Raw genomic sequence first — 20,921 nt, forward strand, 5'->3', positions numbered from 1 at the left:
ATTTACTTCCCCAACCAATCTTCGGCTGCATTTCCCCAGCAAATGATCTGGCATTCCCAGCGGCGACGGGCGGGTTTTGGCCAGTCATGCGGGATCATAATTCAAACGGCTCTGCTGCCCCCAAGACCAGCGAAGCCCCATAAAAAACGATCCAAGACGGTAGGTTATGAAAGTAAAATTTGTTGTTGTATGCGCCCTGATTGGCGCCATGAGTTCTTTTGGCCTTAATTCTGCAATGAGTGCGCCAGTCAACGAACCAACCAATCTGGCAGATCTTCTGAAGGCTCGCGCCCAGAACAAGGCTGCTGAAACCAACAAGTCTGAACAGTCATCACGCTCAGCCCAGACAGAACGCAAGCAAACCGCAAAGAAGGCTTCGGTCATCACAAAGCGTGCCGCACCAACGGCAAAGAGCGCGAAGCGGTCCAAGTCTCGCGGTGAGACGTCAAAGTCCGTGAAGAGCGGTACCGGCTACTCCCAGATTATCAATCGCTATGCAGCGACCTACGGTGTGCCTTCGTCGCTCGCCCATGCGGTTGTTCGTCACGAAAGCAATTTCCAGCCAAATGTTCGCGGCAAGGCTGGTGAAATCGGCCTGATGCAGATCAAGCTCTCGACGGCTCGTGGCCTCGGTTATACCGGTTCTGCAAAGGGCCTCTATGAGCCTTCGACCAACATCCAGTTTGGCATGAAGTATCTTGCAATGGCACAGAAGCTCGGCGGCGGCAGCACCTGCGGCACGATCCTCAAGTACAATGCCGGTCATGGCGCAAAGCGCATGAACCCAACCTCTGCAAAATATTGCAGCTCGGTTAAGGCCTACATGGCTGGCCTCTAATGTTTGTTCTGACACGCCTATCCTGAAAGTCGTTTAGCCCTTTTCGGGATAGGCTCTGAATTTATGTTGTCGGTTGCGTAGAGTTCCAAACCGATGATGTAAACGAAAAGCCGGTAGCGGTTTCGCTGCCGGCTTTTCTGTTGTGCATAGATTTTTTCGAAACCCGGTTCCCACTTGGCATGATCGTGCTATATACGCGCCCGTCAGTCGGTCGGGCAGCCGCGCTTGTCATATGCCGAAAGGCGGCAGGTGAGGAAAGTCCGGGCTCCATGGAAACACGATGCCGGGTAACGCCCGGCGGGGGCGACCCCAGGGACAGTGCCACAGAGAGTAGACCGCCCCGTCTTCCGTACCGCTTGGTCAAGCGGCAGGGATGACGGGGTAAGGGTGAAAGGGTGGGGTAAGAGCCCACCGCGCCGGTGGCAACACAGGCGGCACGGTAAACCCCATTGGGAGCAAAACCGAATAGGGACGGCGCGCCGGTTCGCAAGAACCGGCAATCAGTTTCCGGATCAGCCGTCCGGGTGGGTTGCAAGAGGCGGGTGGCGACATCCGTCCCAGATGAATGGCTGCCACGTTGGACGCAAGTCCGGCCATACAGAACCCGGCTTACAGACCGACTGACACTTTATCCTTCACCATTTCTGTTTGATCGCAGGAAACGGATAGTTGTGTTTTTGTTGCACATCTATTGCGGAACTTCCCAATCAAGGAGGTTTCCATGTCGAGCTTAAAAGATAAGGTCGCAATCATTATCGGTGCGTCGTCGGGAATAGGGCGCGCTACGGCAATGCTGTTTGCTGCGCAAGGTGCAGCTATCGTTCTAAATGCCCGCAATGAGGCGGGGTTGGTGCCAGTAGCGCAAGCTATCAAAAAGCTTGGCGGCGAAGCACATTATGTGGCTGGCGACGCCTCACGAGCTGAAACACATGAGAAACTCATAGCCGTTGCGCAAAATGAGTTCGGTCGTCTTGATATTGCTTTTAACAATGCTGGCACGGTCGGCCCCATCGGACCGATGACAGAAGCAAGCCTTGATGATTGGAACAAGGTGATTGTCGGAAATCTGACATCGGCATTTCTCGGCGCGAAATCGCAGATACCATTCATGCTCAAGTCCGGCGGCGGTTCGATCATTTTTACATCGACCTTTGTTGGCACCAGTGTCGGCATTCCTGGAATGTCGCTCTATGGTGCCGCAAAGGCTGGGTTAATGGGATTGGTGAAGGGCATCACTGCAGATTATGGCGCGCAGGGCATCAGAGCCAATGCGCTTTTGCCGGGCGGTGTCGATACGCCGATGGCAGGCAGTGACGCGCAGAAAGAGTGGGCGGCGGGCCTCCATGCAATGAAACGGATTGCGCAGCCGGAAGAAATTGCACAGGCGGCACTCTTTCTTGCAGGGCCAATGGCAAGCTTTGTTTCCGGTTCAGCGCTTTATGCTGATGGTGGCAATTCAGCGGTTAAGTAAAAAACAGCGGCTTTCCGGATTGGAAAGCCGCTGTCCCGTCTCAAATCGGTACGCCTGTGAAGAAGTCGTAGATGAGTTTCATGTTCAACACGACAATGATGGCAGCGGTAACTGCCGCAAGGATTGTTACCCAGCGCGGCGCCACCAGAGCGCCCATCTTTTTCTTTTCTGCTGTGAACATTACGAGCGGGATGATGGCAAAGGGCAGCTGAAGACTGAGCACCACCTGCGACAGGATCAGAAGTTCCGTCGTTCCCTGCGAGCCGTACAGGATCGTTACTATAGCTGCTGGCACGATAGCGACGAAGCGGGTGATTGCGCGACGCAACCAGGGCTTCAGTTTGATATCGATAAAGCCTTCCATCACGATCTGACCAGCCATGGTCGCCGTGATGGTCGAGTTAAGCCCGCAGCATAGCAGCGCAATTGCAAACAGTGTTGGCGCTAGAGCGGAACCAAGCAACGGGTTGAGCAAGGCATGGGCTTTGTCGAGATCTTCGACGGTGGTATTGCCTGTCGCATTGAAGCTTGCTGCGGCCAAAATCAGGATCGATGCATTGACCAGCAGTGCGAAGGTAAGGGCAATCGTCGAGTCGAGTGTTGCAAAGCGTATTGCTTCGCGCTTTTCCGGCAAAGTATGCCCGTAATCGCGTGTCTGAATGATGCCGGAATGCAGATAGAGATTATGCGGCATCACGGTCGCACCAATAATGCCCAATGCTATATAGAGCATATCCGGATTGCGGATGATTTCTGTGGTTGGCGCAAAGCCGCGGATCACTTCGCCCCACTTGGGTTCTGCCATCAAAATCTGGATCAGGAAGCAGAGCGCAATGACGCCGAGCAGCGTGATGATGAGCGCTTCGACCCGACGAAAGCCCTTGTTTTGGAGATAGAGAACAAGAAGCACGTCTGCGGCGGTAATGATGACGCCGATTTCCAGCGGAATGCCGAAAAGCAGATTGAGACCGATTGCCGTGCCGATAACCTCGGCAAGATCGGTGGCGCAGATGGCAAGTTCTGCCAAAAACCACAAAGGCCAGGCGAGAAAGCGTGGATAGGCATCGCGGCAGGCTTGAGCGAGATCGCGACCGGTTGCAACCGCAAGCCGGGTGCATAGTGCTTGCAGAAGTACTGCCATGAGATTTGAAATCAACACGACCGACAGCAGCATATAGCCGAAGCGGGAGCCACCTGCGAGCGAGGTGGCCCAGTTGCCGGGGTCCATATAGCCTACGGCGACAAGATAACCGGGGCCAAAGAAAGCCATTGCGCGGCGAAGTTTTGAACCGGATCGGTTTACCCTAATAGACCGGTGTACATCGGACATCGAGGCTTCGCCCCGATCACGACGCCAACCTTCAAATGTAACGTCTTGCGGAGCGGGGGGCGTGCTTCCCCGAGGAGCCATCTTAAATGCCATGCGTTAAGCTTTCAAAATGCAATTGCGAATTATTTGCAATTAATAACGCCAGCATGGCTTGCCGTCAACGGCAGCAAATGGGGGCTTTTTTCATATCTATGTGATCGATGGATCGGGTTATTGGACGAATTGACTTCCGGTTGGGCGCGCAGTTTTCGGTCTTTGGACAAGCTGAAATGATGCCAGAAAAACTTTTGTATAAGCCCTGGTTTTCTGTATGGGCGTTGCAAAGGATAACGGTTCATTAAGCTTAATATCCGATAACTGTTTGAACGAATCCGCCAAATCGAAGCTCGTCTACAATTGGCCGGAATCCATACAGAAAACACAGGATAGCGGGACTTGATCCCGGGAAAGGATCGGGATGATGGCTAGCCTCGGCGGAGACCAATCTCAAGCCGAAGGGGCTCAGGTCCGTCACGTTCCGGTGCTTATTTCCGAAGTGATCGATGCCCTGAAACCCGAAACCGGCAAAGTAATCGTCGATGGCACATTCGGTGCGGGCGGTTATACCCGACGTATTCTGGAGCAGGGCGCAAGCGTTATCGCTATTGATCGCGACCCGACTGCCATTGCAGCCGGTCGTGTCATGGAAAAGCAGTTCGAAGGCAGGCTCAATCTGGTAGAAAGCCGGTTTTCGGCGCTGGATGAAGCTGTTGAGACAGTTGAGGGAGAAGGCGCGAAGGTGGATGGCGTTGTGCTCGATATCGGTGTCTCGTCGATGCAGATCGATGAAGCCGAGCGTGGCTTTTCCTTCCAGAAGGATGGGCCGCTCGACATGCGCATGTCACGCAACGGTCCAAGCGCTGCCGATGTGGTGAACCGCCTGAAGATGGGCGATCTCGCACGCATCTTTAATTTTCTCGGCGAAGAGCGTCATGCAGGTCGCATCGCGCGCATGATTGAAAAGCGTCGCGAAACACAGCCTTTCACACGCACACTTGATCTTGCCAATGCGATTGAATCGCTGGTCGGCCGTAATCCAAAAGTGCCTAGTCATCCTGCAACGCGCGTGTTTCAGGCTTTGCGCATCTATGTGAATGATGAGCTTGGTGAACTGGCGCGAGCATTGCTTGCAGCCGAACGTATTCTGAAGCCCGGTGGTCGCCTTGTTGTCGTGACCTTCCATTCGCTCGAAGATCGTATGGTCAAGCGCTACTTTGCTGATCGTGCCGGTGGTAGCGCTGGATCGCGGCATTTGCCGGAAACCCATGTGCGCCTTCCCAGCTTTACCGCTGCGGTAAAAGGGGCTGTTGGACCGAGCGCCGAAGAAGAAGAGCGTAATCCTCGTGCTCGCTCTGCAAAACTGCGTGCGGGACTGAGGACTGAAAATCCGCCTCTAGAAGATGATCTTTCACTTTTCGGGCTGCCAAAGCTGCCTGAAACGTATGAACTGGCCCGGAGTTGAACGAGTGCTGCGTACTTTTGAACTCATCATGATAGCGGCGATGCTGGTGGCAGCAACGATCACCTATACAATCAAATATGATGCGGAAAGGCAGATCGCTGTTATTGCCCAGCTCAAGCGTCAGATCGATTCCGAGAAGGATACGATTACGCTGTTGCGTGCGGATTGGGCATTGATGACGCAGCCAGGTCGTCTGCAGAGCCTCGTTGGCGTTTACGCGGAAGAGCTGAAGCTCCAGCCAATTGAAGCAGAGCAGCTTGCTATGGGCGTGGAAGACATTCCAGAGCGTCAGCTGGATGATATTCAGAAACTTATTTCAGGTAGCGATGAACTGGTGGCAAGTGGCGTTCTGGAGCCAGACGCGACAACCACTGGCAGCATCAAGAAGAATGGAGCGAGGCACTAATCATGCGGCTGAAGCTCGGATTTTCCAAGAAGAACAAACAGAACACCAATGACGGCTTTGAGCCGGCTGGCAATGAAAAGCTGGCCGGCAATATGGCTTTTGTCGGCTCGCGTAAAAAGCACGGCAATCGCGCACGTAATCGTCTCTGGATGGCCATTGCCTGCTTCGTCGGCATTTATGGCGTGATCGGCGGTAAGCTGGTCTATTTCGGTGTGATTGGCGGCGAGGGTGATGACTCTGGCGGCCCTGCCGTACATCAGCTCGCATCGCGCCCGGACATTCTGGATCGCAATGGTGAAATCCTTGCGACTGATATCAAGACCGCTTCGCTGTTTGCCGAGCCACGCAAGATCGTCGATCCGGATGAAACAATCGAACTTCTCTCAACCGTTATTCCCGATCTCGACTGGGAAGCGACCTATCGCCGTCTGAAAAGTGGAGCAGGCTTCGTCTGGGTGAAGCGTGGTCTGACGCCACGCCAGCAGAGCCAGATTATGGCCCTGGGTGTGCCCGGTATCGGCTTCCGTACGGAAAAGCGTCGCTTTTATCCGGGTGGTCCAACGGCTTCGCATATTCTTGGTCTCGTTAATGTCGACAATCAGGGCATTGCGGGTATGGAAAAATATATCGACAGTCAGGGACTGAGCGATCTTCGCGCTGTCGGTATGGCAACCGGGCAATCGCTTGAGCCGATCAAGCTCTCGATCGATATCCGCGTGCAGCACATCATGCGCGACGTTCTCGTCAAGGCGATGGAACGTTATCGCGCGATTGCTGCGGGTGCCGTGGTTCTCAACGTGAAGACCGGCGAAGTCATTGCTATGGCTTCGGTGCCGGATTTTGATCCGAATAATCCGGTTAACGCGCTCGATAAGGATCGCTTGAACCGCATGTCGGCGGGTACCTACGAAATGGGCTCGACGATCAAGAGCTTCACCACAGCAATGGCGCTAGATTCGGGCAAGTTTAATCTCAATTCGAGGATCGATGCGTCGCGTCCGCTGGTTATTGGTCGTCAGACAATCCGCGACTTCCACGGCAAAGGCCGCGTTTTGACGCTGCCTGAAGTCTTTATCTTCTCATCCAACATTGGTTCAGGTCATGAAGCCAACGTTGTCGGCATTGAAGGTCATCGTGCGTTCCTGAAGAAAATGGGTCTTCTTGACCGTATGCAGACTGAGCTGCCTGAAGTGGCGCGCCCGGTCGAGCCGCGCGTCTGGAAGAAGGTTCACTCGATGACCATTTCGTTCGGACACGGCATGATGACCACACCGCTGCAGACGGCTGTTGGTGCAGCGGCTTTGATGAATGGTGGCAAGCTGATTGAGCCGACATTCCTTACACGCACGCAGGCCCAGGCCGATCAGGTGGCGCAGCAGGTTATTCACCCGCAGGTGTCAGCGGACATGCGTTATCTTTATCGCCTGAACTCAACTGCGCCAGGTGGTTCGGGTAAACGTGCAACGGTTCAGGGCTATCGTGTCGGCGGCAAGACGGGTACGGCTGAAAAGGTCGTGCATGGCCGCTATTCGAAGGATGTGCGCTTCAATGCCTTCCTCGCATCCTTCCCGATGGACGATCCTACCTATGTCGTTCTGACTATTATTGACGAGCCTAAGCCGGAAGAAGGCAAGTACAGCGCGACCGCTGGTCTTAATGCTGCGCCAATGGTTGCCGATATTATTAGGCGCTCAGCCTCATTTTTGGGGGTTAAGCCCGATTTTAAACAGGAATTTGCGCCAGCAGCATCAGAGATCGCTTCTGCTGATTCGATAAACGACTGATTTGTGTAGTTGTAGCGGGAAGCGGAAACTGCACCACTGAACCTGGATTTGGTATGACCATGAAGCTGAAGGAAATTACACTCTTTAAGGAACTGGCCTCCGGCGCTGCGGGCGAAGTGGACATTGTTGGTGTCACCTCAGATTCTCGTAAAGTCGAGCGCGGCTTCCTTTTTGCGGCTCTCAAAGGTGTAAAAGCGGATGGCTCCGCCTATGCAGTCGATGCCGTCAAGCGTGGTGCTGTTGCCGTTATCGCTGGCAAGAATGCAGCCATTGAAAACCTCGGTGTGCCTGTTCTGCATGTTGAAGATCCACGTCATGCACTGGCCGTTGCGAGCGCTCAATTTTATGGCAAGCAGCCTGAAGTCATGGTTGCCGTGACGGGCACCAGCGGCAAGACTTCTGTTGCTTCGTTTACCCGACAGATTTGGGCTTATGCCGGTTTTCCTGCGGCCAATATCGGAACGACAGGCGTTTTCTCGCCAACCCGCAGTGATTATAATTCGCTGACAACACCTGATCCGGTTGAACTGCATCGCGTGCTCGCAGAGCTTGCCGATGAAGGTGTGACCCATGCCGCGATGGAAGCCTCGTCCCATGGTCTTGATCAGCGTCGTCTCGATGGTGTGAAGCTTGCTGCTGGCGCGTTCACCAATCTCGGTCGCGATCACATGGATTATCATGCGACGATCGAAGAATATCTGCACGCCAAGATGCGCCTGTTCGATACGCTGCTTCCAAAAGGTGCACCTGCAATCATTTTTGCGGATGACCAGTTCTCGCCACAGGCGATTGAAGCTGCAAAAGCCGCTGGTTGCGATGTGAAGACTGTTGGTCGCAAAGGTGATTTCATCACCATCAAACGCGTTGAGCATGAACGTTTCCGCCAGCACATTGAAGTGCGCATTGCTGACGAAATTTTTGAAATCGAACTGCCGCTGGCCGGTGACTTTCAGGTTGCCAATGCGCTTGTGTCGGCAGGTCTTGCGATGGTTACGGGTGTTCCGGCTGCGGCTGCCATGCGTGCGCTTGAGCGCCTCAAGGGTGCGCCGGGCCGTCTTGATCTGGTTGGAGCCACGGAAGAGGGCGCTCCGGCCTATGTGGACTACGCACATAAGCCGGAAGCACTTGAAAACGTTCTTACTTCCGTGCGCCCATTTACAACCGGACGCGTGATCGTGGTGTTTGGCTGTGGCGGCGACCGTGACAAGGGCAAGCGCCCGATCATGGGTGAAATTGCTGCACGTCTGGCCGATGTTGCCATTGTCACCGACGACAATCCACGTTCGGAGGTTCCTGCGCAGATCCGTTCGGAAATCATGGCTGCAGCCCCGGGTGCCACCGAAATCGGCGACCGTCGCGAGGCAATTTTCACTGCAGTTTCCATGATGATGCCCGGTGACACACTGGTGGTTGCGGGTAAGGGACACGAAGAAGGCCAGATCGTCGGCGACATCACGCTGCCGTTCTCGGATCATACGGAAGTGGCGGCTGCACTGGCAGCACGCCTTGAGGAGCATAAGGGATGAGTGACTGGCTTTGGACATCTGCCGATATGGTGGAGGCCATGGAAGGCCGGCCTTTCGGTACATTGCCTGCGGGTATCACCGGTATTTCTATCGATAGCCGTACGCTGAAAGAGGGCGAAGCTTTCTTTGCAATCAAAGGCGAATTGTTCGATGGACATGATTTTGCAACGGCTGCCATGGCAGCTGGTGCTGGTCTTCTGGTCGTCAACGAATCCCGTCTTCCGGCTCTCGGTAATCTCAAGGTTCCGATGATCGTGGTTGAAGACGTGCTTGAAGCCTTGATCAAGCTCGGTATTGCCTCGCGTGATCGCTCCAAAGCCCAGATCATTGCTGTTACCGGTTCTGTCGGTAAAACGACGACCAAGGAAGCGCTGCGTCATGTGCTGGCCGATTCAGGCAAGGTCCATGCGTCGGTCGCGTCTTTTAACAATCATTGGGGCGTGCCGCTGACGCTCGCCCGTATGCCAGCCGATACCGATTATGGTGTGTTTGAAATTGGCATGAACCACCACGACGAAATCCGACCGCTGGTTAAGATGGTTCGCCCGCATGTGGCGCTCATCACATTGATCGCACCGGCACATCTTGGTCACTTTTCAAATCTCGAAGAAATCGCAGTTGCAAAAGCCGAGATTTTTGAAGGCGTTGTGCCGGGTGGTTATGCGCTTCTCAATCGCGACGACAAGCGTTTCAAGCAGCTTGAAGAGCTTGCCGAAAAGGCAGGCGTCGAGCATATCGTCACCTTCGGCGAAAATGCGCGTTCTGAATATCGCCTGCGTGAAGTGAAGATGCATCCGACCTGCTCATGCATGACGGTGAAGATCGGTAACGAAGAAGCTGTTGTAAAAGTCGGCATGCCGGGACGCCATATCGTGCAGAATATGCTTGCTGTACTTGGCGCGGCCCATCTCGTTGGTGCAGATATGGCAAAGGTTGCCATTGCGATGGCAACTTTGACTGCTGAAGGCGGACGCGGCGCGCGTCATGTTCTGGAGCATCCGGATGGCGGTTCCTTCACGCTGATCGATGAAAGCTACAATGCAAACCCGACCTCGATGCGTGCATCGCTGTCGCTGCTTCATGCAACACCGCCTGAAGGCGCGCGTGGTCGTCGCATCGCAATTCTGGGCGATATGCTGGAGCTTGGCCGTCAGTCTGGAAAGCTTCATGCCGATCTTGCACGCCCCATCGTCGATGCGGAAGTGAACGTGCTTTATATCGGCGGACGCGAAATGTCGGTGCTCAAAAATGCCTTGCCGGTTGAAATTAGCGTCGAATACAGGCAGAGCACCGATGAATTGTTGCCGCTGGTGACGAAGGCTGTGCGTCCCGGCGATGTTGTCATGGTGAAGTCATCCAAGGGGATTGGCTTTTCCAAGATCGTCAAGGCGCTTACCAATCAGTTTCCGCCAGTGGTGCCTGCCGAGTAGCAGTTTTTGAGGGATTTTTCTCAGCATGTTGATGCTTCTTTCAATCTTCGCCGAGCATGTGACACCGTTTAACGTGTTCCGCTACATCACGTTCCGCACTGGCGGGGCGATGATTACCTCGGCGTTGATCGTGTTCTTGTTCGGCCCTGCGATCATCAATTCGCTGCGTGCGCGACAGGGAAAAGGTCAGCCGATCCGTGCTGATGGCCCTCAGACCCACTTCAAGAAAGCTGGTACGCCCACCATGGGCGGCCTGATGATTATGACCGGTATTCTGGTCTCCTGCTTCTTCTGGGCCAATCTCGCCAGCGTCTATGTCTGGGTCGTGCTGATGGTCACAGTTGGTTTTGGTGCAATCGGCTTTTACGACGACTATCTCAAGGTCACTAAACAGTCGGACAAAGGCTTTTCCGGTAAATCGCGTCTGGGCATCGAGTTTCTGATTGCAGCCATTGCAGCCTTCATCATCATGCGGGCAGGACAGGAGCCGTTCTCCTCATCGCTGACGTTCCCGTTCGTAAAGCAGTTTGTTCTGAACCTCGGCTGGTTCTTCATTCCATTGGCAGCCTTCGTCATGGTTGGCGCCGGCAATGCGGTAAACCTTACTGACGGTCTTGATGGTCTTGCGATTGTGCCTGTGATGGTTGCTGCGGCCTCTTTCGGCTTCATCGCCTACCTTTCGGGTAATGCGATCTTTGCCGATTACCTGCAAATTCATTTTGTTCCAGGCACTGGTGAACTGGCCGTTGTACTGGGCGCTGTTATCGGCGCAGGTCTTGGCTTCCTCTGGTTCAATGCACCGCCTGCTGCAATCTTCATGGGTGACACGGGTTCGCTGGCGCTCGGCGGGATGCTCGGCACGGTTGCGGTTGCAACCAAGCACGAAATCGTTCTTGCCATCATCGGTGGTTTGTTTGTGGTTGAAGCACTCTCGGTCATCATTCAGGTTGGTTCGTTCAAACTCACCGGCAAGCGCGTCTTCCTGATGGCACCAATTCATCATCATTTTGAAAAGAAGGGCTGGACAGAGAGCCAGGTCGTGATCCGTTTCTGGATCGTGGCAATTATCCTCGCCATGATCGGCCTTTCCACATTGAAGCTCAGATAACAGGCAAGCAGAATGATCCCGATCACCGCCCTTAAAGATAAGACTGTAGCCCTCTTCGGACTGGGTGGGTCGGGCATCGCTACCGCCAAGGCCATTGTGGCGGGTGGAGCGAAGATCATTGCCTGGGATGATAATCCCGACAGTGTTGCCCGCGCACAGAGCGCGGGTATAGCGACTGGCGATTTGAGGCAGGCGGACTGGTCGCAGTTCGCTGCCTTTGTGCTTTCGCCCGGCGTACCGCTGACCCATCCCAAGCCACACTGGACAGTTGATCTCGCTCATGCTGCCGGTGTCGAGATTATCGGTGACGTTGAGCTTTTCGTGCGTGAACGCAATCATATTGCGCCGGATTGTCCGTTTATCGCCATCACCGGCACGAACGGCAAATCCACCACGACCGCGCTGATTGCGCATATCATCAAGGCTTCGGGCCGCGACATGCAGCTCGGCGGCAATATCGGAACGGCGATCCTCACATTGGAAGCGCCCACACCGGATCGTTTCTATGTGGTCGAGTGCTCGTCCTACCAGATTGATCTGGCACCGTCGCTCAATCCTACTGCTGGTATTCTTCTCAATCTTACGCCTGATCATCTCGACCGCCATGGCTCCATGGAAAACTATGCTGCCATTAAGCAGCGGCTTGTTGAGAAAAGCGGTGTGGCAATCGTTGGTGTGGACGATGAATATTGCGGGAGCATTGCGGATCGTCTTGAAAGCAAGGGCGTAAAAGTCGCACGTCTTTCCAAAGATAAGCGCCTTGAGAACGGTGCATTTGCTGAAGGTGCAAAGCTCTATTCGACATTGGGCGGCAAGGTTGAAGAACTCGCTTCACTGGACGGAATTGGTTCGCTGCGCGGCGCGCACAATGCGCAGAACGCGTTGGCTGCAATCGTGGCCTGTTTGTCGGTCGGCCTTTCGATTGAAGAAATTCGTGCAGGTTTGAAAAGCTTCCCAGGTCTTGCGCATCGCATGGAACAGGTTGGTCATCGCGGCAAGGTTCTGTTCGTCAATGATTCCAAGGCAACCAATGCCGAAGCTACCGCGCCTGCGCTGTCGTCTTTTGCGAACCACATTTACTGGATCGCTGGCGGCGTGCCCAAGGCTGGTGGTATCAGCGCTTTATCGGAATTCTTCCCGCGCATTACCAAAGCCTATCTGATTGGTGAAGCTGCGGCGCAGTTTGCTGCGACGCTGGGCGATGCGGTGACATTTGAGATTTCCGACACGCTGGCTGTTGCAGTTGAACACGCTGCACGCGATGCAGGTAATGATGCAGCAGCAGAACCAGTGGTTCTGCTTTCGCCAGCTTGTGCGAGCTTTGACCAGTTCCAGAATTTTGAGAAACGCGGCGATGCATTCCGCAACGCCGTGCTTGCGCTCCCGGGTATTGAGCCAATGAGAGGGGAAAGCTGATGGTAAGTCGTGTTGACCGTGGTGCTGTCGCCAATTGGTGGTGGACAATCGACCGTTACTTTCTGGCTGCATGTCTGGCCCTGATGGGGCTTGGTGTGCTGTTGTCCTTTGCTGCAAGCCCTGCCGTTGCGCAGCGCATTGGCCTTGATAGCTTCCATTTCGTGGAACGACAGACCTTCTTCATGATTCCGGCTGTTGCCGTGATGATCGGTGTCTCGTTCCTGTCGCCACGCCAGATCAGGCGTTTTGCGCTGATCCTGCTCTGCGCCTCGCTGTTTCTGATGGCAGCAGCACTTTTCGTCGGTATCGAGATCAAGGGTGCGCGCCGCTGGGTCAGTCTTGCAGGCATTTCCATTCAGCCTTCCGAGTTCATGAAGCCCGCTTTTGTGGTCATCTGTGCATGGCTTTTCTCCGAGCGCGAACGCGGCGGCGAGATGCCGGGCTATTTTCTGGCGATGATGCTGTTCTTTGTGACTGCTGGTCTGTTGATGCTGCAGCCTGACTTTGGTCAGACAATGCTCACCACCGGCACATGGGGCGCGATGTTCTTCCTCGCCGGTCTGCCGATGTTCTGGATTCTGGTCCTTGGCGGGATCGCGGTTGTCGGTGCGTTTGGTGCATACATGACGCTCGATCACGTTGCGGGCCGTGTTAACCGCTTCATGACCGGTGAAGGTGATACATTCCAGGTGGATGCAGGGCGCGAAGCCATTCTGCGTGGCGGCTGGTTCGGGCAGGGACCGGGTGAAGGCACCGTCAAGCGTATCATCCCGGATAGCCACACCGACTTTATTTTCTCGGTTGCCGCAGAAGAATACGGCATCATTCTGTGCATGATAATCATGGCGCTGTTCGCGTTTATCGTGATCCGCGGACTTTCGATTGCGCTGCGTGAGCGCGATGCTTTCACACGTCTCGCAGTTTCCGGCATCGTGATTCTGTTCGGCTTCCAGTCGATCATCAATATGGCGGTTAATCTGCATCTGATGCCTGCCAAGGGCATGACCCTGCCGTTTATCTCCTATGGCGGCTCTTCGCTTGTTGCTATTGCGATCACCATGGGCATCTTGCTGGCTTTAACACGCCGTCGTCCGGAAGCGCGCATGACGCATACGGTCAGCATGGGCGAGCGCATTCCGGCTTTGTGAGGGGACTATGGGAAAAGGCGTAATCGTATTGGCCGCCGGGGGAACAGGCGGCCATCTGTTTCCAGCTGAAGCACTGGCGCACGAATTGAAGTCTCGCGGCTGGGATGTGCATCTGGCAACAGATGCACGCGCGCAGCGTTTTGCCGGTGCCTTTGCAGAAGACCGTGTGCATGTGATCCGCTCAGCCACTATTGCAGGGCGCAATCCGATTGCGCTGGCACGCACATTGTGGTCACTCTGGCAGGGTAATCTCGACAGCCGCAAACTGTTTCGTCGCTTGAAGCCCAAGCTCGTCGCTGGTTTTGGTGGCTACCCAACATTGCCGCCGCTTTATGCTGCGAGCAATATGGGTATCCCGACAATGGTGCATGAGCAGAACGCTGTCATGGGCCGTGCCAATAAGGGGCTGGCCGGACGCGTGAAAGCGATTGCTGGCGGGTTCCTGCCAGAAACAAGCGGTGCGTTCGCTGACAAGATTGTTGCGACCGGCAATCCGGTTCGCCCGCCAGTGCTTGCTGCTGCCAACACGCCTTATAGGCCGGCCAAAGAGGGTCAGCGTTTTCGCCTTCTGGTATTTGGTGGCAGTCAGGGCGCACAGTTTTTCTCAAATGCGATCCCAGAAGCGATTGCGCTTTTGCCTGAGAACGAACGCGCAAGGCTGCTGATTACACAGCAGGCGCGTAAAGAGGATGAGGCCGCTGTCCGTGCTGCATATCAGAATCTGCGCGTTCCGGCTGATGTCGCGCCGTTCTTCAACGATATGCCAGCCCGTATTGCCGACGCGCATTTTGTGATTTCGCGTTCGGGAGCTTCTACCGTTTCAGAAATTGCGGCGATTGGCCGTCCGGCCATGCTGGTGCCGTTTCCACATGCGCTTGATCATGATCAGGCGGCGAATGCGGCGGCTCTTGCTGCGGCAGGCGGTTGTGATGTGGTTCGGCAGGCTGAACTTACGCCGGAACGGCTGGCCAGCATCATTAGTGCAGCGATTAATGAGCCAGAAAGGCTTGAGCAACAGGCAAAAGCTGCGAAAAGCGTTGGGAAGCCTGATGCCGCGCAGTTGCTTGCCGATCTTGCAGAGGCTATTGCAGCAGGAAAATCAGTTCAGGAATTGAAAGAAGGAACTCGGCCATGAAAATGCCGCTCAACATCGGGCTTGTCCATTTTATCGGGATCGGCGGCATTGGCATGAGCGGTATCGCGGAAGTGCTGCACAATCTTGGCTATAAGGTTCAGGGTTCTGATCAGTCGGACAGCGCCAATGTGCAGCGTCTACGCGAGAAGGGCATTGAGGTCTTTGTCGGTCATAAGGCCGAGAACCTTGGCGACGCGGAAGTCATCGTCGTTTCGACTGCCATCAAGAAAACCAATCCGGAATTGGCTGCTGCCCGCGAAAAGCTTCTGCCGATTGTTCGCCGCGCTGAAATGCTGGCCGAGCTGATGCGCTTCCGTCGTGCGGTTGCTATCGGCGGCACACATGGCAAAACCACGACCACATCGATGGTTGCAGCTTTGCTCGATGCAGGTCATCTCGATCCCACCGTTATCAATGGCGGCATTATCAATGCCTATGGCACCAATGCTCGTATGGGTGATGGTGACTGGATGGTTGTTGAAGCCGATGAAAGCGATGGCACCTTCCTGAAACTGCCAGCCGATATTGCGGTTGTTACCAACATCGATCCTGAACATCTGGATCACTACGGCAATTTCGACAATGTACGTGCAGCTTTTGCGCAGTTTGTCGAGAACGTGCCGTTCTATGGCTTTGGCGTCATGTGTCTTGACCACCCTGAAGTGCAGGCTCTGGTAAGCCGCATCGAAGATCGTCGCATCATCACCTATGGTCAGAACCCGCAGGCGGATGTCCGCTTTGTTAATCATCGCATGGATGGCGCAACGAGCCTGTTTGACGTGCTGATCCGCTCACGCAAGGGCGATACGGTTGAGATCAAGGATCTCCGCTTGCCGATGCCGGGTATGCACAATGTTTCAAACGCAACGGCAGCGATTGCAGTCGCAAATGAACTTGGCATAACAGCCGACGATATCCGTCGTGGTTTGGGTGCGTTCGGTGGGGTCAAGCGTCGCTTCACCCATACCGGCTCCTGGAATGGTGTCGAAATTTTCGATGACTACGGCCACCATCCGGTTGAAATTCGAGCTGTTCTGAAAGCAGCACGCGAAGCAACCAAAGGTCGAGTAATCGGCATTGTTCAGCCGCACCGCTATACACGCCTTCACAGCCTGTTTGATGAGTTTGCAGCGTGCTTTAATGATGCCGACACGGTTATCGTAACACCGGTTTACACAGCTGGCGAAGACCCGATTGAAGGTGTGAACTCGGAAACGCTCGTGTCGCGCATCAAGACTGCTGGTCATCGCGATGCACGTTATGCAAGCGGTCCTGAAGCATTGGCGCCGTTGGTGGCTTCTATCGCAGAGCCTGGTGATTTCGTGGTTTGTCTCGGTGCAGGCAACATTACGCAGTGGGCTTATGCATTGCCGAAAGAATTGGCTGAACAGGGTGCAAAGTAATGGAAAGCGGCGAAACGCTTCTTAAGAAGCTTGATGGCAGGCTTTCCGGTCTTCGCGGCCGGATGATGCCGGATACCGGCATGGACAAGATTACGTGGTTCCGTGCCGGTGGTCCTGCGCAGGTTTTGTTTCAGCCTGCTGACGAAGAAGATCTGTCGGAATTTCTGAAAGCTGTGCCGGAAGAGATTCCGCTTCTGGTTGTAGGTATCGGCTCCAATCTTCTGGTGCGTGACGGTGGCATTCCAGGTTTTGTTGTCAGGCTATCGGCCAAGGGTTTCGGCGAAGTCGAACGTGTTTCGGAAACCCAGCTCAGGGCAGGGACTGCGACGCCGGATAAGCGTGTGGCAGCGGCAGCACTTGAAGCGGGTCTGAGTGGCTTTCATTTCTACCACGGCATTCCCGGGGGCATTGGCGGCGCTCTGCGCATGAATGCCGGTGCCAACGGCGTTGAGACGCGTGAGCGTGTTGTGGAAGTGCGTGCGCTTGATCGCAAGGGTGAACTGCATGTCCTGTCCAATGCGGATATGGGTTATGCATATCGGCATTCCTCAGCGTCGCCTGATCTGATTTTTACCTCGGCTCTGTTCGAAGGTACTCCGGGCGACCGTGAAGAAATTCAGAAAGCCATGGACGAGGTGCAGAATCACCGTGAAACTGTTCAGCCTGTGCGCGAAAAAACCGGCGGCTCAACCTTCAAGAATCCTGAAGGCACATCTGCGTGGAAAGAAATCGACAAGGCGGGCTGTCGCGGCCTGCGTGTTGGTGGCGCGCAGATGTCTGAGATGCACTGCAATTTCATGATCAATACCGGAAATGCGACCGGCCATGACCTTGAAACGCTCGGCGAAACTGTTCGCGCTAAAGTTTATGAGAATTCAGGTATTCGCCTTCATTGGGAGATCAAGCGGCTTGGCTTGTTCCGCGAAGGGGAAGAAGTGAAAGAATTCTTGCAAAAAGTCTAATTTTAAGAAGCCCGGATTTCCTACTGAAATTCCGGGCTTTTTTGCGCTTGTTGAGCGCTCCGTAAGTTGCTCCCCTTTTGATAGGGGCTTGCCACGGAATCAACTCTCTGATTCTTTATGGTTAACCGTACAGTGATTTGATTCGTCAGGGTTTTCCTGACTTGGGTGTCTGCGGCTTGTGTCGCCGGACTATCCAGATTCTATTTTTGATTCGAGCGCAGGGGATGCGCAGAGGGGATGACTGACATGGCTGGACAGAAGGCTGGAAAGCATGTTGCCGTTTTGATGGGTGGCTTCTCATCGGAGCGTCCAGTTAGTCTCTCGTCCGGAACTGCCTGTGCGCAAACCCTTGAAGAGTGCGGCTATCGCGTGACGCGCATTGATGTTGATCGCAATGTCGCGAGCGTTCTAGCTGAGCTGAAGCCTGATGTGGCGTTCAATGCGCTGCACGGCCCGTTCGGCGAAGATGGCGCCATTCAAGGTGTGCTCGAATATCTCCAGATCCCATACACGCATTCCGGCGTGCTGGCTTCAGCGCTTGCCATGGACAAGGATCGCGCCAAGAAGGTCGCGGCTGCGGCTGGTGTAGCTGTTGCGCCGTCGCTTCTGCTCAACCGTTTCGAAATCGGCTCTGAGCATCCGATGAAGCCGCCTTACGTCGTCAAGCCGGTCCGTGAAGGTTCGAGCTTCGGTGTTGTAATCGTCAAAGAAGATCAGACTCACCCGCCGCAAATCATCAGCTCTGCTGAATGGAATTATGGTGCCGAGGTTCTGGTCGAAAAATACATCGCTGGCCGCGAATTGACCTGCGCCGTGATGGGTGATCGCGCGATGGACGTCTGCGAGATCATTCCGGTGGGGCATCAGTTCTACGATTATGATTCAAAATATGTTGCAGGCGCATCAACTCACGTGTGTCCGGCAAAAATTTTACCAAATATTTACCAAAAAATACAAACAATGGCCCTTACGGCGCATCGGGCAATCGGGTGTCGGGGCGTAAGCAGATCAGACTTCCGTTTCGACGATCGTTTTTCCGAAGAAGGCGAAGTTATTTGGCTGGAAGTTAACACCCAGCCGGGAATGACTCCTACCTCGCTCGTACCTGATATCGCGAAGGCGGCAGGTATCTCTTTTGGTGAATTGTTGAGTTGGATGGTGGAGGACGCGTCTTGTTTGCGTTGAACGGCAGATCTCAGGAATATAGGCGTTCGGGCACGATGCGGGATGCATCGGGTGCAGCCTTTGTTCTGCCGCGCCTTCTGCGGAAGCCTTTCCGCTTTGCTGTCCGTATGTTTCAGGGCAATATCAATGTTCCGCGCTATGCTGGCACGATTGGTATGCTCGGATTTCTCGGTGCAACCGGCATCTACGGCATGGTGCTCGGTGGTCATTCCGAAAATATGATCAAGGCAACCGCTTCCACTTTTGGTTTTGCGATTGAAGACGTGAAGGTCGTTGGCAACAACGAAACGTCAGATATCGATATTCTCGGTCAGCTTGAGCTGGACGGCGAGACGTCACTGGTCGGCATGAGTGCTGAAGGTGCGCGTCAGGCTATCGCCAAGCTGCCTTGGGTTGAAAGTGCTGAAGTGCGTAAGGTTTATCCTGGTACGCTGCTGGTTTCTCTGGAAGAGCGCAAGGCATTTGCCGTCTGGCAGAATGGCCAGGAGCTCTCTTTGATTGATTCTGCAGGCGACACCATCGTCCCATTCCGTCCGGGCCGTTACAATGCTCTCCCGCTTGTTGTGGGTGAGGGTGCTGAAAAGCGCGTTAAGGGCTTCGTGGACGAGGTTGCGGCCTATCCGGCGCTTGCTGGCAAGGTTCGTGCCTATATCCGCGTTGCTGACCGCCGCTGGGACATTCTGCTGGAGAATGGCGTTCGTATTATGCTGCCGGAAGATGAGCCTATGAAGGCTCTCGCCGAAGTCGAGCGTCTGGATAGCGAAAAGCATCTTCTGTCCCGCGATATTGCTGCGGTCGATATGCGTCTTGATGATCGCGTCACGGTCCAGCTGACGGCAAGCGGCATGGAGCAGCGCCAGAAGTTCTTGGCTGATCGTAAAAAAGAATTAGCCCGCACGGGGAAGCGCGTATGAGTATTCTGGGCGGAAAAGGTTCATCACAGGTTGGAACTGCAGGGCGCAAGGTGCGCCTGCTCACAGTTCTGGACGTCGGTTCAAGCAAGGTCTCCTGCGTGATCGCACGTCTGCGTCCTCATGAAAGCGGCGTCTTGCTGCCAGGTCGCACGCACCGCATGGAAGTGCTGGGCATTGGCCATCAGCGTTCGCGTGGTGTGAAGTCTGGCGTCATCATTGATCTCGATGCGGCTGAACAGTCCATCCGTCTTGCGGTTGATGCTGCAGAGCGCATGGCTGGCCTGACTGTCGACAGCCTGATTGTTAATATTTCTGCTGGTCGCCTCAAGAGCGAAACCTTTACCGCGAGCGTCAACCTCGGCGGTCATGAAGTTGAGCAGACAGATATTCGCCGCGTACTGGCTGCAGGCGCCAAGCAGGCGCTTGCTGCTGAACGTCACCTCGTTCACTCGCTGCCGGTTGGCTACACGCTTGACGGTGAGCGCGGTATCCGCGATCCGCTTGGTATGCTGGGCGACAGTCTCGGCGTTGATATGCATGTGCTGACAGCTGATGCGGCTCCACTGCGCAATCTCGAGCTTTGCATCAATCGTTGTCATCTGTCGGTCGAAGCAATCGTCGCGACCCCTTATGCGAGCGGTCTCGCAGCTCTCGTTGGTGATGAAGCCGAAATGGGTGCGGCCTGCATCGATATGGGCGGCGGCACGACAACGATTTCTGTCTTCTCCGAAGGCAAGTTCATTCACGCTGATGCTGTTGCTATCGGTGGAACACATGTCACGATGGATGTGGCGCGCGGCTTCTCCACCCGTATGGAAGATGCTGAGCGTCTGAAGGTCATGTACGGTTCGGCGCTGCCAAGTGCAGCTGACGATCGTGATCTGATCTCGGTTCCGCCAATTGGCGATGACGAGCGTGATGTACCCAATCAATATCCGCGCTCAGTATTGACGCGGATCATCCGTGCACGCGTGGAAGAGACATTGGAACTGGTTCGCGACAGGCTGAACCAGTCGGGCCTCGGACATATCGTTGGCAAGCGCGTTGTTCTGACGGGTGGCGCAAGCCAGCTGCCGGGAATGCCAGAAGCTGCCAGACGGATTCTTGCAAGAAATGTGCGAATCGGGCGTCCTCTAGGAATAGCAGGACTGCCTGAGGCGGCTAAGGGTGCGGCTTTCTCCGCGACCGTTGGTCTTCTGATCTACCCTCAGGTGGCAGGTATTGAAGAACGGTCCGTGAAGGCAGCCTCCTCCGGTCTTATGACTGGTACGGGCGGGCGAATTCAACGTGTCAGCCAGTGGCTGAGAGAGAGTTTTTGAGTACACATTGAGTGATTTGATTGCGTGATGTGGGCGTAACCATCA

The 20,921-nt window shown here is 54.8% G+C and carries 17 protein-coding genes and 1 other RNA gene; 17 read left to right on the plus strand and 1 reads right to left on the minus strand.

What is annotated here, in order from left to right; all coding sequences use genetic code 11:
- Positions 1-166 precede the first annotated feature (166 nt).
- From RT142_RS08415 to RT142_RS08425, 3 genes are all read left to right on the plus strand, one after another.
- The gene (locus RT142_RS08415) at positions 167-838 is read left to right on the plus strand and encodes a lytic transglycosylase domain-containing protein (RefSeq protein WP_007875824.1); all 672 of its coding nucleotides are present in this window, start codon (positions 167-169) and stop codon (positions 836-838) included.
- A gap of 203 nt (positions 839-1,041) precedes the next feature.
- An RNA gene (gene rnpB, locus RT142_RS08420) (RNase P RNA component class A) lies at positions 1,042-1,466 on the plus strand.
- Between the two features lie 93 nt (positions 1,467-1,559).
- Positions 1,560-2,309 (plus strand): SDR family oxidoreductase, encoded by a 750-nt coding sequence (locus RT142_RS08425; RefSeq protein ID WP_313028298.1) that lies wholly within the window; start codon positions 1,560-1,562, stop codon positions 2,307-2,309.
- Positions 2,310-2,349: 40 nt separating this feature from the next.
- Here the strand turns inward: RT142_RS08425 and RT142_RS08430 are convergent, their stop codons facing one another.
- Entirely contained in the window at positions 2,350-3,639 is a 1,290-nt protein-coding gene (locus tag RT142_RS08430) for an Nramp family divalent metal transporter (protein ID WP_409558574.1), read from the minus strand.
- A 457-nt stretch (positions 3,640-4,096) separates the two neighbouring features.
- Between RT142_RS08430 and rsmH the strand changes: the two genes are divergently transcribed.
- The 14 genes from rsmH to ftsA all read left to right on the plus strand — a co-directional run bounded on the left by rsmH (position 4,097) and on the right by ftsA (position 20,876).
- Positions 4,097-5,140, plus strand: coding sequence for a 16S rRNA (cytosine(1402)-N(4))-methyltransferase RsmH (gene rsmH, locus RT142_RS08435; RefSeq protein ID WP_313028299.1), 1,044 nt, complete (start codon positions 4,097-4,099; stop codon positions 5,138-5,140).
- A 4-nt stretch (positions 5,141-5,144) separates the two neighbouring features.
- The gene (locus RT142_RS08440; RefSeq protein WP_313028301.1) at positions 5,145-5,546 is read left to right on the plus strand and encodes a hypothetical protein; all 402 of its coding nucleotides are present in this window, start codon (positions 5,145-5,147) and stop codon (positions 5,544-5,546) included.
- Between the two features lie 2 nt (positions 5,547-5,548).
- A complete protein-coding gene (locus RT142_RS08445; protein ID WP_064320830.1) occupies positions 5,549-7,330 on the plus strand; it encodes a peptidoglycan D,D-transpeptidase FtsI family protein in 1,782 nt (593 codons plus the stop codon).
- Positions 7,331-7,383: 53 nt separating this feature from the next.
- Complete coding sequence (locus tag RT142_RS08450) at positions 7,384-8,856, plus strand: UDP-N-acetylmuramoyl-L-alanyl-D-glutamate--2,6-diaminopimelate ligase (protein WP_064320829.1); 1,473 nt, start codon at positions 7,384-7,386, stop codon at positions 8,854-8,856.
- Positions 8,853-10,286: a UDP-N-acetylmuramoylalanyl-D-glutamyl-2,6-diaminopimelate--D-alanyl-D-alanine ligase gene (locus RT142_RS08455; protein ID WP_313028302.1), complete on the plus strand. Its 1,434-nt coding sequence runs from the start codon at positions 8,853-8,855 to the stop codon at positions 10,284-10,286. Before RT142_RS08450 ends, RT142_RS08455 begins: the two co-directional genes overlap by 4 nt.
- Positions 10,287-10,311: 25 nt before the next feature.
- Complete coding sequence (gene mraY, locus RT142_RS08460) at positions 10,312-11,394, plus strand: phospho-N-acetylmuramoyl-pentapeptide-transferase (RefSeq protein WP_007875799.1); 1,083 nt, start codon at positions 10,312-10,314, stop codon at positions 11,392-11,394.
- A 12-nt stretch (positions 11,395-11,406) separates the two neighbouring features.
- The gene (murD, locus tag RT142_RS08465) at positions 11,407-12,810 is read left to right on the plus strand and encodes a UDP-N-acetylmuramoyl-L-alanine--D-glutamate ligase (RefSeq protein ID WP_313028304.1); all 1,404 of its coding nucleotides are present in this window, start codon (positions 11,407-11,409) and stop codon (positions 12,808-12,810) included.
- Positions 12,810-13,958, plus strand: a complete 1,149-nt coding sequence (gene ftsW / locus RT142_RS08470) for a putative lipid II flippase FtsW (RefSeq protein ID WP_313028306.1) — start codon at positions 12,810-12,812, stop codon at positions 13,956-13,958. The genes murD and ftsW overlap by 1 nt, the downstream gene beginning before the upstream one ends.
- A gap of 7 nt (positions 13,959-13,965) precedes the next feature.
- A complete protein-coding gene (gene murG / locus RT142_RS08475) occupies positions 13,966-15,093 on the plus strand; it encodes an undecaprenyldiphospho-muramoylpentapeptide beta-N-acetylglucosaminyltransferase (protein ID WP_313028308.1) in 1,128 nt (375 codons plus the stop codon).
- The gene (murC, locus tag RT142_RS08480; RefSeq protein WP_064320826.1) at positions 15,090-16,496 is read left to right on the plus strand and encodes a UDP-N-acetylmuramate--L-alanine ligase; all 1,407 of its coding nucleotides are present in this window, start codon (positions 15,090-15,092) and stop codon (positions 16,494-16,496) included. Before murG ends, murC begins: the two co-directional genes overlap by 4 nt.
- Positions 16,496-17,458 (plus strand): UDP-N-acetylmuramate dehydrogenase, encoded by a 963-nt coding sequence (murB, locus tag RT142_RS08485; RefSeq protein ID WP_313028310.1) that lies wholly within the window; start codon positions 16,496-16,498, stop codon positions 17,456-17,458. The genes murC and murB overlap by 1 nt, the downstream gene beginning before the upstream one ends.
- 246 nt (positions 17,459-17,704) lie before the next feature.
- Positions 17,705-18,643 carry a D-alanine--D-alanine ligase gene (locus RT142_RS08490; RefSeq protein WP_094543195.1) on the plus strand — a complete coding sequence of 313 codons (939 nt, stop codon included), beginning with the start codon at positions 17,705-17,707 and terminating at the stop codon, positions 18,641-18,643.
- Positions 18,631-19,557 carry a cell division protein FtsQ/DivIB gene (locus tag RT142_RS08495; RefSeq protein WP_039859930.1) on the plus strand — a complete coding sequence of 309 codons (927 nt, stop codon included), beginning with the start codon at positions 18,631-18,633 and terminating at the stop codon, positions 19,555-19,557. The genes RT142_RS08490 and RT142_RS08495 overlap by 13 nt, the downstream gene beginning before the upstream one ends.
- Positions 19,554-20,876 carry a cell division protein FtsA gene (ftsA, locus tag RT142_RS08500; RefSeq protein WP_007875786.1) on the plus strand — a complete coding sequence of 441 codons (1,323 nt, stop codon included), beginning with the start codon at positions 19,554-19,556 and terminating at the stop codon, positions 20,874-20,876. Before RT142_RS08495 ends, ftsA begins: the two co-directional genes overlap by 4 nt.
- The last annotated feature ends 45 nt before the right edge of the window (positions 20,877-20,921 follow it).

The sequence above is a fragment of the Brucella sp. genome, assembly GCF_032066345.1.
GTDB classification, from domain to species: Bacteria; Pseudomonadota; Alphaproteobacteria; order Rhizobiales; family Rhizobiaceae; genus Brucella; species Brucella pseudogrignonensis.